13 protein-coding genes are annotated in these 15,553 nt (G+C 60.3%); 2 read left to right on the top strand and 11 right to left on the bottom strand.

Going from position 1 to position 15,553, the window contains the following annotated elements; all coding sequences use genetic code 11:
• Window positions 1-102: 102 nt before the first annotated feature.
• Entirely contained in the window at window positions 103-1,449 is a 1,347-nt protein-coding gene (locus tag PSH80_RS19500; RefSeq protein ID WP_057960422.1) for an ATP-binding protein, read from the bottom strand.
• Complete coding sequence (locus PSH80_RS19505) at window positions 1,446-2,123, bottom strand: response regulator transcription factor (protein ID WP_057960423.1); 678 nt, start codon at window positions 2,121-2,123, stop codon at window positions 1,446-1,448. The genes PSH80_RS19500 and PSH80_RS19505 overlap by 4 nt, the downstream gene beginning before the upstream one ends.
• Before the next feature lie 148 nt (window positions 2,124-2,271).
• Between PSH80_RS19505 and PSH80_RS19510 the strand changes: the two genes are divergently transcribed.
• A complete protein-coding gene (locus PSH80_RS19510) occupies window positions 2,272-2,988 on the top strand; it encodes a 4'-phosphopantetheinyl transferase (RefSeq protein ID WP_057439681.1) in 717 nt (238 codons plus the stop codon).
• An 18-nt stretch (window positions 2,989-3,006) separates the two neighbouring features.
• Here PSH80_RS19510 and PSH80_RS19515 read toward each other — a convergent pair whose 3' ends face one another.
• Together PSH80_RS19515 and PSH80_RS19520 are read right to left on the bottom strand one after the other, a co-directional pair.
• Window positions 3,007-4,617: an ATP-binding protein gene (locus tag PSH80_RS19515; RefSeq protein WP_057960424.1), complete on the bottom strand. Its 1,611-nt coding sequence runs from the start codon at window positions 4,615-4,617 to the stop codon at window positions 3,007-3,009.
• Entirely contained in the window at window positions 4,614-5,339 is a 726-nt protein-coding gene (locus PSH80_RS19520; RefSeq protein WP_057960425.1) for a response regulator, read from the bottom strand. The genes PSH80_RS19515 and PSH80_RS19520 overlap by 4 nt, the downstream gene beginning before the upstream one ends.
• Window positions 5,340-6,126: 787 nt before the next feature.
• On the opposite strand from PSH80_RS19520, the gene PSH80_RS19525 reads away from it, so the two are divergent.
• Window positions 6,127-9,018, top strand: a complete 2,892-nt coding sequence (locus tag PSH80_RS19525) for a ribonucleoside-diphosphate reductase subunit alpha (RefSeq protein WP_057960426.1) — start codon at window positions 6,127-6,129, stop codon at window positions 9,016-9,018.
• Between the two features lie 101 nt (window positions 9,019-9,119).
• Here PSH80_RS19525 and PSH80_RS19530 read toward each other — a convergent pair whose 3' ends face one another.
• From PSH80_RS19530 to cheR, 7 genes are all read right to left on the bottom strand, one after another.
• Window positions 9,120-10,118: a hypothetical protein gene (locus PSH80_RS19530; RefSeq protein ID WP_305417990.1), complete on the bottom strand. Its 999-nt coding sequence runs from the start codon at window positions 10,116-10,118 to the stop codon at window positions 9,120-9,122.
• A gap of 216 nt (window positions 10,119-10,334) precedes the next feature.
• Window positions 10,335-11,654, bottom strand: a complete 1,320-nt coding sequence (flgE, locus tag PSH80_RS19535; protein ID WP_057960428.1) for a flagellar hook protein FlgE — start codon at window positions 11,652-11,654, stop codon at window positions 10,335-10,337.
• A 31-nt stretch (window positions 11,655-11,685) separates the two neighbouring features.
• Window positions 11,686-12,417, bottom strand: a complete 732-nt coding sequence (gene flgD, locus PSH80_RS19540) for a flagellar hook assembly protein FlgD (RefSeq protein WP_057960429.1) — start codon at window positions 12,415-12,417, stop codon at window positions 11,686-11,688.
• Between the two features lie 16 nt (window positions 12,418-12,433).
• A complete protein-coding gene (gene flgC / locus PSH80_RS19545; RefSeq protein WP_029294486.1) occupies window positions 12,434-12,877 on the bottom strand; it encodes a flagellar basal body rod protein FlgC in 444 nt (147 codons plus the stop codon).
• Window positions 12,878-12,880: 3 nt separating this feature from the next.
• Window positions 12,881-13,288, bottom strand: coding sequence for a flagellar basal body rod protein FlgB (gene flgB, locus PSH80_RS19550; RefSeq protein ID WP_057439685.1), 408 nt, complete (start codon window positions 13,286-13,288; stop codon window positions 12,881-12,883).
• A 308-nt stretch (window positions 13,289-13,596) separates the two neighbouring features.
• Window positions 13,597-14,502, bottom strand: a complete 906-nt coding sequence (locus PSH80_RS19555) for a hypothetical protein (RefSeq protein ID WP_128593708.1) — start codon at window positions 14,500-14,502, stop codon at window positions 13,597-13,599.
• A 214-nt stretch (window positions 14,503-14,716) separates the two neighbouring features.
• Window positions 14,717-15,544 (bottom strand): protein-glutamate O-methyltransferase CheR, encoded by an 828-nt coding sequence (cheR, locus tag PSH80_RS19560; protein WP_057439687.1) that lies wholly within the window; start codon window positions 15,542-15,544, stop codon window positions 14,717-14,719.
• Between the last annotated feature and the right edge of the window lie 9 nt (window positions 15,545-15,553).

Genomic DNA, 15,553 nt, shown 5'->3' on the forward strand with positions numbered 1-15,553 from the left:
CGGGCGTCATCGCAGGCAAGCCAGCTCCTACATTTTGATCTGTGAACACAGTTAAATGTGGGAGCTGGCTTGCCTGCGATGGGGCCGGCGAATCAATAAAGGTCACAGTGCCGGAAAATGAATCCTGAACGCCGCGCCCCCTAAAGGAGAGTCCCCCAGGGTCAACCGCGCGCCATAGCTTTCAATAATGTCCTTGACCACCGCCAACCCGATCCCCTGCCCTGGATGCTGGCGATCCAGGCGTTCGCCGCGCTGCAGGATCCGCGCGCGCTGGTCGGGTGGCACGCCGGGGCCATCGTCTTCGATGCACAAGCGTACGCCATCGGCACTTTCATCCAGGGTCACGCGCACCTCGCTCAGGCACAGGCGGTAGGCGTTTTCCAGCAGGTTGCCGAGCAATTCCAGCAAAGCGCCCTGCTCGATGGGCACATCGCATTGCTCCGGCAACGCAAAAGACACCCGCACCCGCTTGTCGCGGTAGACCTTGTCCAGGGTGTCGCACAGGCTCTGCAGCACCGGGCGCAGGCGCACCTGGTGACGCACCAGGCCGCTTTTGCGCAGGCTGGCACGCTGTAACTGGTAGCTGATCTGCTGGCTCATGCGCTCGATCTGCGACTGCAGCACCCGCGCCTGCTCAAGGTCCTGGGGGCGCTGGGCCATGTCTTCACTCACGCCCTGCAATACCGCCAGCGGGGTTTTCAGGCTGTGGGCCAGGTCATCCAGGGAGTCGCGGTAACGGGTGCGCTGCTCGCGCTCGCTGTGCAGCAGGCGGTTGAGGGAACCGGTCAGGCGCAGCAGCTCCCTTGGGTGTTGCTCGCTGAGGCTTTCGCGGGTGCCGCCTTCGATTTCATCCAGCTCCTGGCTGAGCCGGCGCAAGGCCTGCAAGCCCCAGGTCAGGCCGATCCACAACAGGCTCAACAACACCAGCAAGGCGGCGCCGAAGCCCAGGTAGAGGTTTTCCCGTAGCCCCTCAAGGGTCACCTGGTATTCGCGCACCGGTTGCAGGGCGACGATACTGAACGCCGCGCTCTTGCCCCCCAGCAGCTTGACCTCGACGTCGTACACGAAGAATTCCTGGCCGTTGGCCTCGCGAATCTTCGCAAACTCGCTGCCGCGCCCGTCGTAGCGTGGGCGGTAGTTGATGTTTTTTTCCCTGGTGGCCCGCGAACGCCAGACCAGATGGCCTTCGCGGTCATAGATGTAGCCCAGCAGGCGGCTGTCGGTCAGGTTGAAGCGCTCATCGGGCAACTGTGCCGGCATCAGCAAGCGGTTGTTATCGACCCGCGCGGCAGAAATCAGCGTGGTCACATCCGACGCCAGGCGCTGCTCGATGGAATCCTGCAACGCCAGGCTGAACGCGCCCTGCATCGCCGGCAACAGCCCCAGCATGAACAACACGGCCAGGGTGGTGGCCGCCAGCATCAGGCGCACACGGAGCGAACGGATCAACGGCAGCGCTCGTTAAACAGGTAGCCCAGGCCGCGCACGGTGTCGATGGGCTTGAACCCGGCCGGGGCCTCGAGCTTGCGACGCAGGCGACCGACCAGCACTTCGATCACATTCGGATCGCGCTCGTCGTCATCGGGATAGAGCTGTTCCATCAACCGATCCTTGGCCACCACTTGTTGGTGGTGGCGCATCAGGTATTCGAGGATCCGGTACTCATAGGCCGTCAGCGCCAGGGGCTGCTCGTCGAGGGACGCCTGCTTGCGGTTGAGGTCCAGCAGCAACGGGCCGGCGACGATGGTCGATTGGGTAAAACCGCTGGAGCGGCGCAGCAGTGCGTTCATCCGCGCTTCCAGCTCTTCGAACTGGAACGGCTTGACCACATAGTCGTCAGCCCCGGCGGCCAGGCCTTCGACCTTGTCCTGCCAGTTGCCGCGTGCCGTGAGAATCAGGATCGGGAAGGTCTTGGCCTGGGCCCGCAATTGACGGATCAGGTCCAGGCCGCCCATGCCTGGCAGGCCCAGGTCGATGATCGCCAGGTCATGATTGAATTGCCCGGTCTGGTACAGCGCTTCTTCGGCGTTAGCCACGGCTTCGACCACGTGGCCGCTGTCGCCAAGACGGGTCAACAGGTGATGGCGCAACAACGCCTCATCTTCGACAACCAGCAATTTCATAACACTCTCCAAGGCCAATCCACTGTCCTGCAGGGAAACATCATAGCGGCCCTGCAGGTATGCTTGCGCAGTTTACGGCCATTGAACTGAACACAGTCTGAACCGGCGGGCTACCCAGGTGTGTGCCGCCCCGTGCAGAATAGCCGCCATGAACCCGATACCCGCCTGCTGCACCCCACTTGATGACCATTGGCCGCTGCCCGACACGTTGCCCGGCACGGTGTTCCTGAGCACCCGCTTCGAGCCTAAATTGCTTGAGGCCGGCGACTTCCAGCGCTGCGCCGTGCCGCCACCGGCCAGTATCCAGCGCTCGGTGGCCAAGCGCCAGGCCGAGTTTCTCGCCGGCAGACTGTGTGCCCGCGCCGCCTTGCAACAGCTCGAAGGCCTGGACTGCATCCCCGCCATCGGCGAGGACCGCGCCCCGGTATGGCCCGGCCATATCAGCGGTTCGATCACCCACAGCACCGGGCACGCCGCGGCCATCGTCGGGCATAAGTCGCAATGGCGCGGGCTGGGCATGGACCTGGAAAACCTGCTGTCCCTTGAACGGGCCGAGCGCCTGGCCGGGGAAATCCTCACCCCGGATGAACTGCAACGCATGGCCGCCGGGCCACGAGAGCAGATTGCGCAATGGGTGACGCTGACGTTTTCGGCCAAGGAGAGCCTGTTCAAGGCGCTCTACCCGATCGTGCAGAAGCGCTTCTATTTTGAACATGCCGAGGTGCTGGAGTGGTCTGAGGCAGGCTCGCTGCGCCTGCGGTTGCTGACGGACCTGTCCAGTGAGTGGTGTTATGGCAAGGAGCTGGAGGCGCAGTTTGTGGTGCACGAGGGGCAGTTGTTGAGTTTGGTGGCTATCGGCGCCTGATAGATAGCTACCGCAGGCTCAAGTTTTGTCCTGGTCCCGAGGCCAACTCAGGCTGAAGCAGGCGCCACCCAGGTTGTTGCTCTTGCTGATCAACGCCCGCCCGCCGTGCCAGTAGATAATCCGCCGCACAATCGACAAGCCCAGGCCATGCCCGCCCGAGGCGCGGGTGCGGCTGTCATCCAGGCGCAGGAAGGGGGTAAAGATCCGTTCCCAGGCACTTTCCGGAACTCCCGGGCCATCGTCTTCGACGTCGATACGGCATCGCACCTGGCCCACCTGGTAGCTGATCAGTACCCGCGACTGGGCATGGCGCATGGCATTGCTCACCAGGTTTTGCAGGGCGCGGTGCAGGTAGCGCGGCTCGGCATCGACCCAGGCAGCGTCCAGATGGGCCGATGACAGGCACACCCCCCGCGCCACTTCGATCCCCGGCCGCAGCGGCGCCAGTTCCTCGATCACCTGATCGAGCAAGGCACTCAGGTCGACCCGCTGGAAACTCAGGGCCGGCGAGCCCTGCTCCAGGCGCGCATAGGTCAGCATCTCATCCACCAGGCCGTCGAGGTCCTGGATATCGCTGTCCATGCCTTCCATATATTTACGCCGGGCTTCGGGCGTGGCGGCGTCGCCGATCATCTCCAGGCCAAAACGCAGGCGCGCCACCGGCGTACGCAGCTCATGGGACACCGCGCGCACCAGTTCGCGCTGGATCGCCAGCAGGCGCTGCAAGTGCTCGGCCATGCCATTGAAGGCCGCCGCCAGACGCCCTACCGAGTCGGCCCCGCGCGCCGGCACCCGGGCTTCCAGGTTGCCTTTGGCGATGCGCGTGGCGGCCGCCTCCAAGCCACGCAGGCGGCGCTCCAGTTGACGCACCAGCAAGTACACGATCAGGCCGATCAGGGTCAGGCCGATCAGGGCAATCAGCACCAGCCATTGCGCCGGATAAGGGTTCATTTGGTACAGCGGGCCGATTTCCAGAACCCATGGCGTGCCGACCATGCCGGCAAACACGCGGATTGAGTCGCCACCCTTGCCCAGGGCCATCACCGTATCGCCTTCGGCCACGCGACGCCGCTGGTCCTCGTCCATATCGGCTTCATCCAGCTTCAGCAGGTGCATTTCAAAGCCGAAGCCCTTGGCCTCTTTCAAGTCAGCCAAGCGTTGCGGCTGCTCGGCCACCGGAAACCGCACCAGTTCGTCGGCCAGCAAATAAATGGTGGCCCGGGCCAATTGCTCGCTGATCTGCTGCACTTCGCCGCTGAGCAGCAGTTCCTCTTTCTCACTGACCAGGCGCAAGACCCGCGCCGCATGGGGTCCGGTCTGCTCCACCAGGACCTGGCCGCGTTGCAGGCGATTGCGCTGGCTCAGGTCCAGGCGGGCGTCCGCTACCGCCTGCAATTGCAAGGGAATCCCCAGCAACCGCTCCCACACCGCCAGGGCGCGCTGGCGCTCGATACTGCTCATCGGTTGCAGGTTGTCGCCCATCAGGGCAAAGGTGCCGTGGGCCAGGCGTTCGCGGTACTGGCCGCTGCGCACCTCATTGAGCAGGTGCAGGGCCAGGACGCCGAGCAGCGCCACCAGGATCAGCGCCGCGCACATGCCGCCGTAGATGCGCAGGAAGATCGAGTTCACGGCAGCATATCGGCAGCAGCTTCGGGGACGAACAGGTAGCCTTTGCTGCGAATGGTCTTGATCAGGCGCGGGTGGATGGGGTCGTCGCCGATTTTCGGGCGGATCCGCGAGATGCGCACGTCAATGGAGCGGTCCTGGCCGTCGTAGCCGATGCCGCGCAGGGCGGTGAAGATTTCTTCGCGGGACAGGATACGTCCGGCATTGGCCACCAATAACCACAGCAGGTCGAATTCGGCGCTGGTCAGCTCGATGCCGCCGTCGTGCAGCCAGGCTTCGCGCAGGGCGTTGTCAACCACCAGCGGGCCGAACTGCAGGCGCCGCTGCTTTTCCGGGACGGCGGGCTCGGGGCTTTCGCTGCGCCGCAGCAAGGCCTGGATCCGCGCCAACAGCAGGCGCGGGCGCACCGGCTTGCACACATAGTCGTCGGCGCCCATGTCCAGGCCCAGGACCTGGTCCATGTCGTCGGTTCGCGCGGTAAGCATCAGGATCACCCCGTCGTAGCGCTCGCGCACCTTGCGGCAGATGCTCAGGCCGTCTTCGCCGGGCAGCATCAGGTCGAGGATCACCAGGTCCGGCTGCTCGGCAATGATCCGCGCCACCGCCTGGGCCCCGTCGCCCTCTATCGAGACCCGCAGGCCGTGGCTTTCCAGGTAGTCACGGGTCAACTCAGCCAGACGCTGGTCATCCTCGACAATCAATACCTGCCAGGCTTCTTGCTCCACGGGTGGTCCTCGTTTTTATAAGCGATCTGTCAGGACTGCGCAGGTTCAAATGTGGCAGCGGGCAAGCCAGCCCCCCTATTTTGATCTTCGCCAGCCGTACCTAATTTGTCATGCACAAAGGGCATAATCGTGTAGGAATGAAGGCCGATTGTAGCCATGGCCCCGCCCTCAAACACAAGCCAGGAAATGCATTCGGTGATCGCCTTTTTTTGTGATAGGGTTCGCGCCCGCAAAAATCCAAGCGGGTGTTCTCGGCTTGGCATATTCGGTGACAAACGGTGCGATGCAGCAGTACTGCGGCCTACACGGCGGTTCCACCTTTCATACACATTTTACCCACAGCGTTATCCACAGGCAGTGCGTTGCTAAGCCTTCCAAAACGCATTATCTTGTACCTCGTCGCTAAAAAAACCCTACATGTAGGGTTTCAAGCGAAAAGACCAAACACAAATCAGACAAGAAACTCAAGCCCTTTCTTGCTCCTGTTTGGTGGAACTTAAACCTTTTTCGAAAGCCCAAACCGCGCACGCGGATGGCTGCTGTTTTCCAACCCCGAATGGGAGAAAGCGGTACGGGTGTTGCAATACAAGCAACACCCACTCAGGAATACGGCAAAGAGCTTAAGGCTCGGAACCGAAGACTTCGGCATGGAAGCGGCGCGAACAGCTCCCTTCCTCCTGTCCCGAGGTTGTTATGCCAGGCCAAGGCCTGTTGTAAGTGCTTCAGGACGGAACGGTGGGCACCGTGATGGTGCCCAAATAAATATAGAATGTGGAGACACCCCCCCATGCAAACCGACACAACTCGCGAGAACCCGCAAGGCTCCGTGCCGCAGGCCGCTGATTCGAATATGGATCTGTCCGCCACCGCGCCCGGCCAATTGCGCGTGATCAAGCGTAACGGCACTGTCGTTCCTTATACCGATGACAAAATCACCGTCGCCATCACCAAAGCGTTTCTTGCAGTTGAAGGCGGCACCGCTGCCGCTTCGTCGCGTATCCACGACACCGTTGCCCGCCTGACCGAACAAGTTACCGCGACCTTCAAGCGTCGCATGCCCTCGGGCGGCACCATCCACATCGAAGAAATCCAGGACCAGGTCGAACTGGCCCTGATGCGTGCCGGCGAGCAGAAAGTGGCCCGCGACTACGTGATCTACCGTGATTCGCGCGCCAAGGAGCGTGCCGTACACGCGCCGTCCGCCGAAGCCGTGCAAGCTCACCCGTCGATCCGCATCACCCTGGCTGATGGTTCGTTCGCGCCGCTGGACCTGGGCCGCCTGAACACCATCATCACCGAAGCCTGCGAAGGCCTGGAAGAAGTCGACGGCGACCTGATCCAGCGTGAAACCCTGAAGAACCTGTACGACGGCGTGGCCCTGACCGACGTCAACACCGCCCTGGTGATGACCGCCCGTACCCTGGTCGAGCGTGAGCCGAACTACTCGTTCGTCACCGCCCGCCTGCTGATGGACACCCTGCGTGCCGAAGGCCTGGGCTTCCTGAAAGTCGCCGAGAGCGCGACCCACCACGAAATGGCCGACCTGTACGCCAAGGCCCTGCCTGCCTACATCGCCAAGGGTATCGAGTTCGAATTGCTCAACCCGATCCTGGCCACCTTCGACCTGGAAAAACTCGGCAAGGCGATCAACCACGAGCGTGACCAGCAGTTCACCTACCTGGGCCTGCAAACCCTGTACGACCGTTACTTCATCCACAAGGACGGGATCCGCTTCGAACTGCCGCAAGTGTTCTTCATGCGCGTGGCCATGGGCCTGGCGATCGAAGAGAAGAACAAAGAAGACCGTGCCATCGAGTTCTACAACCTGTTGTCGTCCTTCGACTACATGTCGTCGACCCCGACCCTGTTCAACGCCGGTACCCTGCGTCCACAGCTGTCGAGCTGCTACCTGACCACCGTGCCGGATGACCTGTCGGGCATCTACCACGCGATCCACGATAACGCCATGCTGTCCAAATTCGCTGGCGGCCTGGGCAACGACTGGACGCCGGTGCGTGCACTGGGTTCGTACATCAAGGGCACCAACGGCAAGTCCCAGGGCGTCGTGCCGTTCCTCAAGGTAGTGAACGACACCGCCGTCGCAGTGAACCAGGGTGGCAAGCGCAAAGGCGCGGTATGTGCCTACCTGGAAACCTGGCACATGGACATTGAAGAGTTCATCGAGCTGCGCAAGAACACCGGTGATGATCGTCGTCGTACCCACGACATGAACACCGCCAACTGGATCCCTGACCTGTTCATGAAGCGCGTCTTCGATGACGGCCCGTGGACCCTGTTCTCGCCATCCGAAGTGCCGGACCTGCACGACCTGACCGGCAAGGCCTTCGAAGAGCGTTACGAGTACTACGAAGCCCTGTCCCAGTACCCAGGCAAGATCAAGCTGTTCAAGACCATCCAGGCCAAAGATCTGTGGCGCAAGATGCTGTCGATGCTGTTCGAAACCGGCCACCCATGGTTGACCTTCAAAGACCCGTGCAACCTGCGCAGCCCGCAGCAGCACGTGGGCGTGGTCCACAGCTCGAACCTGTGCACCGAGATCACCCTGAACACCAACAAGGACGAGATCGCCGTCTGCAACCTGGGCTCGATCAACCTGCCGAACCACATCGTCAACGGCAAGCTGGACACCGCCAAGCTGGAACGCACCGTCAACACCGCCGTACGCATGCTCGATAACGTGATCGACATCAACTACTACTCGGTGCCACAGGCGCAGAACTCCAACTTCAAGCATCGTCCGGTCGGCCTGGGGATCATGGGCTTCCAGGACGCTTTGTACCTGCAGCACATTCCTTACGGTTCGGATGCTGCGGTCGAGTTCGCCGACAAGTCCATGGAAGCGGTCAGCTACTACGCGATCCAGGCTTCCTGCGACCTGGCCGACGAGCGCGGCGCCTACGAGACGTTCCAGGGTTCGCTGTGGTCCAAGGGCATCCTGCCGCTGGACTCGCAACAGATCCTGATCGAGCAGCGTGGCCAGAAGTACATCGACGTTGACCTGAACGAATCCCTGGACTGGGCACCGGTACGTGCCCGTGTGCAGAAAGGCATTCGTAACTCCAACATCATGGCCATCGCACCGACCGCGACCATCGCCAACATCACCGGCGTATCGCAGTCGATCGAACCGACCTACCAGAACCTGTATGTGAAATCGAACCTGTCGGGCGAATTCACCGTGATCAACCCGTACCTGGTCCGCGACCTGAAAGCCCGCGACCTGTGGGACTCGGTAATGATCAACGACCTGAAGTACTACGACGGTTCCGTGCAGCAGATCGAGCGCATCCCGCAAGAACTCAAAGAGCTCTACGCGACCGCCTTCGAAGTGGACACCAAGTGGATCGTTGACGCCGCCAGCCGTCGTCAGAAGTGGATCGACCAGGCCCAGTCCCTGAACCTGTACATCGCCGGCGCTTCGGGCAAGAAACTCGACGTGACCTACCGCATGGCTTGGTACCGTGGCCTGAAAACCACGTACTACCTCCGTGCCCTGGCCGCGACCAGCACCGAGAAGTCGACCATCAACACCGGTAAGCTGAACGCTGTATCCAGCGGCAACCACGGTGACGATTCGGTACTCGCTGCTCCAGCCGGCCCGGCACCAGTGCCAAAGGCCTGCGCGATTGACGAGCCGGATTGCGAAGCTTGCCAATAAGCTGAGCCCGCCTTGGGTTTAACTCCCTAGGCTAAAAAGCCCTCGATATGCCCAGTGGTGTATCGGGGGCTTTTTTTGCCTGGCAAAAAACCCGGCCCAGGCTAGATCAACACAGTCGCCAGACCCGACTGAGGTACACCGCCTCGCCGCCCCCACAACTCGATGCGGCCATCAATCACGGCCATTGAGTGGCCATTATATTCCACGGTTCCCACCTTGCTGTTTCTCAAGTCAGCATCGGTCGCCGGCCGGTAAAGCCCCTTCAGGCCCAAACGATCCAACCCCTCGCGGGAGTACTCACCATCGTTGAGGCTGTCCATCGCAGCCGTGAAACTGCGTCCGGCCGTGCCGTCGTTGTTTTCCATCTGCGCGCGCTTGGCACTTGCGGCATACAGGAAGTTGGCATCGGTCAACATCTGAGGGTCGTCACCCTTGAAACGAGCGTGTGTGGCCGCCTGCTTCAATTCGTCCTTGGTAAAAGACACCTTGACCCCATCGCGCATGGTCACTTCATAGCCGTTGGCCGTCTCCTTCACCTCCTTGAAGATGTCCGTAGGTTTCTGGCCGTACCGCATCATGGCGGCCTTTATCGCCGAAACGGTAATGCAGTTGCCATCATCGCCCTGGCTGAAGCCGCTCCAGATATTGCTCGGCTTTTTCCCGGGGTTACTATTGTCCGGTTTGTAGTTGTAATACTTTGAGCCTTCGGTAATCGGCTTATTGCTCATGGACTCGGTGGGGCCAAACCCACCCGGACTCACTCTACCGCCACCGCCGCCACCACCACCCCCGCCGCCACCTCTTGGCGATGGCGGGGTCGGTGGTGCTACATCCTCGGGAAACCATTCCTCCAGCAACCGCTTGAGAAATTCAAGAAACTTGTCATCAGCGTCTTTGATCTCACTGTTGAGAATTTCCTTGAATTTCTCGTCACCCAGTTTCTCGCGCAGCGTATTCAACTTGTCGCGTAGATCCTGAACCGTCTGGGTCCTGGCGCCTTGCTCAGCATCGAACATCTGGCGCAGCGACGTCGTGACCGTAGACTCTGCGCTTACGGACTGGGCAGGCGATGGCACACTTGATGCTGCAGGTACAAACATTGCGCGCCCAGCACCTGGCGCAGACACCCCTGAACTCCACATTCTCAGCCCCCCTGATGGATGAGCCCGCAGGGCTCTGGACCAATCAGTGGCAAGGCAGAAGCGGCGTGTTCCTTCCTAAGGATTTCACCGCGTTACCTGACGCGTCGCGGGGGATTTTCCAACGCCCACAAAAAAGCCCCTCTTCCGAGGGGCTTCTTGTCCAGCGCTAGCGCATCACGTCATCTGAATGATGGTCTGCATGATGGTGCTCTGGGTGGAGATCGTCTTGGCGTTCGCCTGGTAGTTGCTCTGGGCCTTGATCAGGTCCACCAACTCATTGGTCAGGTTGACGTTGGAGTTCTCCAGGGAGTTGGCCACGATCGAGCCCAGGGTCCCGGCTTCCGGTGTATCGTAGCCAGGCTGGCCCGAGGCAAAGGTTTCTTTCCAGGTGGTGCCACCGGCAGGCTGCAGGCCTTGCTCATTGTTGAAGCTGGCCAGGGAGATCTGGCCGATGGCCTTGCTCTGCTGGTTGCTGAAGGTGGCGAACAGCACACCGCTGCCGTCGATTTTCAGCCCGGTGATTTCGCCGGTGGCATAGCCATCAGTGATCGGCGGGTTACGGTAGCTGGCCGAGTTGTACTGAGTGATGTCGGACATGTTGATCGCGATACCGCCCGGGTTGGCAGCAGCCCCGTTGTCAGGGTTCCACACGCCATTTTCCATGACGCCCGGCTTCCAGTCGCTGATGGTCAGGGTGGTATTGGATACGGTGCTTGGCGGGGTAATGATCCCCGTCAAGGTGCCTGAGGTATCAAATGTCACCGTGGAGGCCACCGGAGCAACCGCACCGGTTCCCTTGAGCGGCGTACCGTCAGGGTTACGTCCGTCGATCAGGGTGTAGGAGTTCCAGGTATTGGAGCCGGTTTTCACCATGTACTGCACCATCTCATGGGCGTTGCCTTGAGTGTCATACAAGGTGGTGCCGTACTGCTCGGTAAACGAGCTCGCTACAGTCGGGTCAAACGGGTTGGTCGTCTGGTCGATCACCGGTTTGGAGGAGTTCAGGTTGCTGCTGGAGTCAACCTTGGTCGACGCTTTAGGCGGCAGGTTGGACAGGTTGATCCGCAGATCGGTCAGGCCGCTCTTGGAAATCTTGCCATCTTCATCGGCAGCATAGCCCTGCAGGCGCGAGGTGCCGGTGTTGTTGGTGATGTAGCCGTCCTTGTTCGCCTGGAACGAGCCATTACGGGTGTATTCCAGCGAACCGTCGCTGCCCTTCTGCACGAAGAAGCCGCCGCCCTGGATACCCATGTCCAGCACGCCGCCGCTGCCGTTGACTTCACCCTGGGTGAACTGCTGGGAAACGGCCGCCAGGTTCACGCCGGTGCCGATGGTTTTATTGCCGGTGCCCAGGCGGGACGCGGCATAAATGTCGCCGAATTCTGCGCGGGACGACTTGAAACCGGTGGTCGCGACGTTGGCGATGTTGTTGCCGGTCACGTCCAGTTGTTTGTTGGCCGCATAGAGGCCGCTAAGGCCGATATTAAAAGACATGTTTCTCTCCTCTTGCCGTATTTAGCCGGCTCTATGTACCGATAGTCTGAATTTGCGACAGCTTGATGCTGCCCATGCCGCCAGAAAGATTGAGCAGCATTTCGCCGCCGGTCTGGCTCAAGGTCACGCTGGTGACCGTGGCCGGCAGCGAGGTTTTCAGGGAGACCGAATCACCGGCGTCATTCTTGGTGCTGGCCGCGAAGGTGTAGGTGCCAGAATCAAGCTGCTCGCCCGCTTCGTTTTTACCGTCCCAGATAAAGTCCGACTTGCCGGCGCTCTGGGCGCCCAGCTCGATGGTCTTGACCAGCTTGCCGTCCTTGTCGGTGACCTTGACGGTGACACTGCCCACCGACGCCCCCACGGCAACCGAGCCGGTAAAGCTCTTGCTGGTATCAACCAGGGCCTTGTCGGTTTCAATAATCACCGAGCGCCCTACCAGCGAAGACGCTTGCAGCGCTTGCGACGACTTATAGTTGCCGGTGATGGTGTTCACCGAGTCGTTCAAGGTGTTGATGCCTTCCAGGCTGCTGAACTGCGCCAGTTGGGCCACGAACGCGCCGTTGTCCTGGGGCGACAGCGGGTTCTGGTTCTTCAGCTGGGTGACCAGCAGTTGCAGGAATGCATCCTTGCCCAGGGACTGGTTGCCCGAGGCCGCCTTGGCCGTATCGGCCAGGTTGCCCTGAGTGGACTTGGCATCCTTGACCTTGGAGTCGAACAGACTCTGGACCGTCGAGTTACTCGACACATCGTTAGTGACGGACATGCTTTAGCGCCCCTTATCACTGACCGAGGGTCAGGACCTTCTGCATCATGGCTTTGGCGGTGTTCATCATTTCCGCGTTGGTCTGGAACGAGCGACTGGCGGAAATCATGTCAGCCATTTCCTCGACCACGTTGACGTTGGGGTAGTACACGTAGCCCTTTTCGTTCGCAGCGGGATGATTGGGTTCGTAGCGGGCGTCGAGGTTGCTCTGGTCTTCGACCACACCCAGCACCTGCACGCCCTGGCCGGCAGCATCCTGGCTCTGGAACAACGAGTCGCTGCCGCCGTTCTGACCGGCCTGGAACATGGTGGCGAACACTGGGTGCCGGGCGCGATAGGTCTGGTCGATGCTCGACGACACCGTTTCGGCGTTGGCAATGTTACTGGCGACCGTGTTCAGACGCGTGGTCTGGGCGCTCATGCCACTACCGGCAATATTGAAAACACTGGATAGAGACATGGCTTATTCTCCGCGCAGGGCTGACATCAGCCCTTTGAATTTGCTGTTGAGCAGGGTGAAGCTGGCCTGGAAGTTCACCGAGTTCTCGGCGTAGTTCGATTGTTCCAGCTGCGCGTCGACCGTGTTCTGGTCGATCGACGGCTGCATCGGCGTGCGATACATCAGCGACTCATCGCCACTGCTCAGGCCCTGCGCTTCGATATGACGGTTATTGGTCATGTTCAAGGCGAAGGAGCCGTTCTTGGTCTTGTCGCTCTGTGCGGCGAGCACGGCGGCAAAGTCCAGGTCCCGAGCCTTGTAGTTCGGGGTATCGGCGTTGGCGATGTTGTTAGCCAGGACTTCGGCACGCTGGGCGCGGAAGCCCAGGGCCTGTTCATGGATACCGAGCGCTTTATCGAAGCTGATGCTCATGGCGGAAACCTTTAGGGGCTGACCTGCTTTTCTGTAACAGGGTTATAGCAAGCGCCATGCCAGGTTTTTCAGAGCCCATAAATCAAGGGCTTAGGGAGATATTGCCGGTGGCAATGCCGGAAAAGCGGCAACGCTTGACCGCGAAACGTCAGGAAAGCGGCAATGGGTGTTGCCGTTTTATGCCGGGGAGATAATCGATGGCGTTGCCGCCAGCGATGGCCGGCCGGGACCTTTGGTTGACGATGAGCAACCAAAGGTCTTTTCTTGCAAGGTTTCCACTATCGGCATCACGCGCCTTAAAGGCGCCATCAAGTCAAAAGGATTACGTTTTCCTTAAATACGACGCCGTTTCCGGTCATGGTTCCCCTCTGGACCCTGCCGCCCTTGCTCCCCCAGTGATCCTCTACCCCTCCAACCACCACCATCGAATGGGCCGTACCGGGCCCCGCGACGTCCTTCTCTATGATGCCCAGCCGGCCATTCTGCAGATCGCTTACGGTTCCCTGCCGAATATGATCCTTCATGCCCAGCCGGATAAAGGCGTCCTTGGTGTGCTCACCATTGCCAAGGGAGTCCAGGGCCTTGGAAAAGTCATATTTCGAATTTTCATGGTTGGCTTCCTGTGCTTTCTTGGCACTGGTCGCATAGGCCAGGACTGCGGTCTTTTTCATCACAGGATCATTACCTTTAAAGCCGGCATGACGCTCTGCCGCCTCCATCTCCTGGCGAGTCAAATTCACCTCACTCCCGTCCTTCAACGTGATGTGGTAGCCATTCTGGGTTTCCTTCACATCCTTGAAGAGGTCGGTCTCCTTCTTGCCATAGCGCTCCATCATTGCCTTGATGGCTGAAACCGTGGCGCAGTTACCATTTCGCCCTTGAAAAAACCCTGCAAAAACATCCCCGGTATCTTTCCCGGCCTTGAGTCCGGCACGGACTGAATCGCCCCCTCCAAAAGAAGAGAAATCGTTTGTCGGTAGAGAGTCACTGGAGGCAAAAGAGTCGTAGCTAAAAGCCTGTCTCGAAACCCCACTATTGACCGGGGAAAAGCTGATGCTCGGCGCCCCGGACGCCTGAGTGCCAGGCATAGGGCTGGAACCTGCCCACCCCCTTGCCGCCCCTGCGGGGGGATCCTGCACACGCCGCGATTCAATAACCGGATCGAACGCAAAACGTGCACCTCCCGGACGATGCTCTGTCGAAATGTTTCCCATACCCTCCTCCTTCCGGTGAACGTGGCGATAAAGACTTCGCGCCCTCGTCAACACGGCTTACGTTTTGAACGAACGGAACTTGCCCACCCATCCGTGGCGAGCTGAGAAACATAAGTTCCAGAAGGGGGAACATCCCGCGCAAAAAAAAGGGAGACCCTTGCGGGTCTCCCTTGTTTGCACGGCTTGCCGCGTCCTGAAGAACGGGCTCAAACCATCACTTGGCCTGGTAGATAATACCGGGGCTGCACTGCACCATCTGGTAATGATCCGGCAAGCCATTGAGCGCCTCGGAAGCACCGAGAAACAGATAGCCTCCACGCTTGAGCGTGCCATGGATGCGCAACAGGATGTCCTTCTTCACTTCAGCCGAGAAGTAGATCAAGACGTTGCGGCAAAACACGATGTCGAACTTGCCCAGGCTGGCGTAGCTGTCCAGCAGGTTGAACGAGCGGAACTCCACCCGGCTCTTGATCGGCGCCTTGACCGCCCAGCGCCCGGCCCCCTTGGGGTCGAAATAACGCTGCAGGCGCTCCGGCGACAGACCGCGGCCCAGGGCCAGGCTGTCGTATTCGCCCGTCTTGCAGTTGGTCAGCATGGTGCCGGACAAGTCAGTGGCGACAATTTGCACCCCTGCCTTCAACTGGCCCATGTTGGTCCGCTCGAACTCGTCGATGGACATCGACAGCGAATACGGTTCCTGCCCCGACGAACACGCCGCCGACCAGATGCGCAGGCGCTGGCCAGGGCTGGCCTTGATCGCCTCGGGCAATACCTTGTTCTTGAGCACCTCGAAGGGATAAGTATCGCGAAACCATAAGGTTTCGTTAGTGGTCATGGCATCGACCACCATCTCCTTGAGCCCGCTGCGCGGTTGGCCCTGGATGCGCTGCACCAGCTCGCCCAGGGACTTGATGCCCTGCTGCTCCATCAATTTGTTGAGACGGCTTGATACCAGGTATTGCTTGTTTTCACCAAGCAATATGCCACAGGCTTTTTCCAGGAATACCCGGAACTGTTCGAAATCCAAATTACCCGTAGACAATGAAACCGC

Origin of the sequence: Pseudomonas sp. FP818, from assembly GCF_030687335.1 — a bacterium.
Classification (GTDB): Bacteria; Pseudomonadota; Gammaproteobacteria; order Pseudomonadales; family Pseudomonadaceae; genus Aquipseudomonas; species Aquipseudomonas shahriarae.

Coding starts and splice junctions, on each gene's coding strand:
- PSH80_RS19555 (WP_128593708.1), bottom strand. CDS start 14,502: ATGGGAAACATTTCGACAGAGCATCGTCCGGGAGGTGCACGTTTTGCG.
- flgC (WP_029294486.1), bottom strand. CDS start 12,877: ATGTCTCTATCCAGTGTTTTCAATATTGCCGGTAGTGGCATGAGCGCC.
- PSH80_RS19530 (WP_305417990.1), bottom strand. CDS start 10,118: ATGTTTGTACCTGCAGCATCAAGTGTGCCATCGCCTGCCCAGTCCGTA.
- PSH80_RS19505 (WP_057960423.1), bottom strand. CDS start 2,123: ATGAAATTGCTGGTTGTCGAAGATGAGGCGTTGTTGCGCCATCACCTG.
- flgD (WP_057960429.1), bottom strand. CDS start 12,417: ATGTCCGTCACTAACGATGTGTCGAGTAACTCGACGGTCCAGAGTCTG.
- PSH80_RS19525 (WP_057960426.1), top strand. CDS start 6,127: ATGCAAACCGACACAACTCGCGAGAACCCGCAAGGCTCCGTGCCGCAG.
- flgE (WP_057960428.1), bottom strand. CDS start 11,654: ATGTCTTTTAATATCGGCCTTAGCGGCCTCTATGCGGCCAACAAACAA.
- PSH80_RS19510 (WP_057439681.1), top strand. CDS start 2,272: ATGAACCCGATACCCGCCTGCTGCACCCCACTTGATGACCATTGGCCG.
- flgB (WP_057439685.1), bottom strand. CDS start 13,288: ATGAGCATCAGCTTCGATAAAGCGCTCGGTATCCATGAACAGGCCCTG.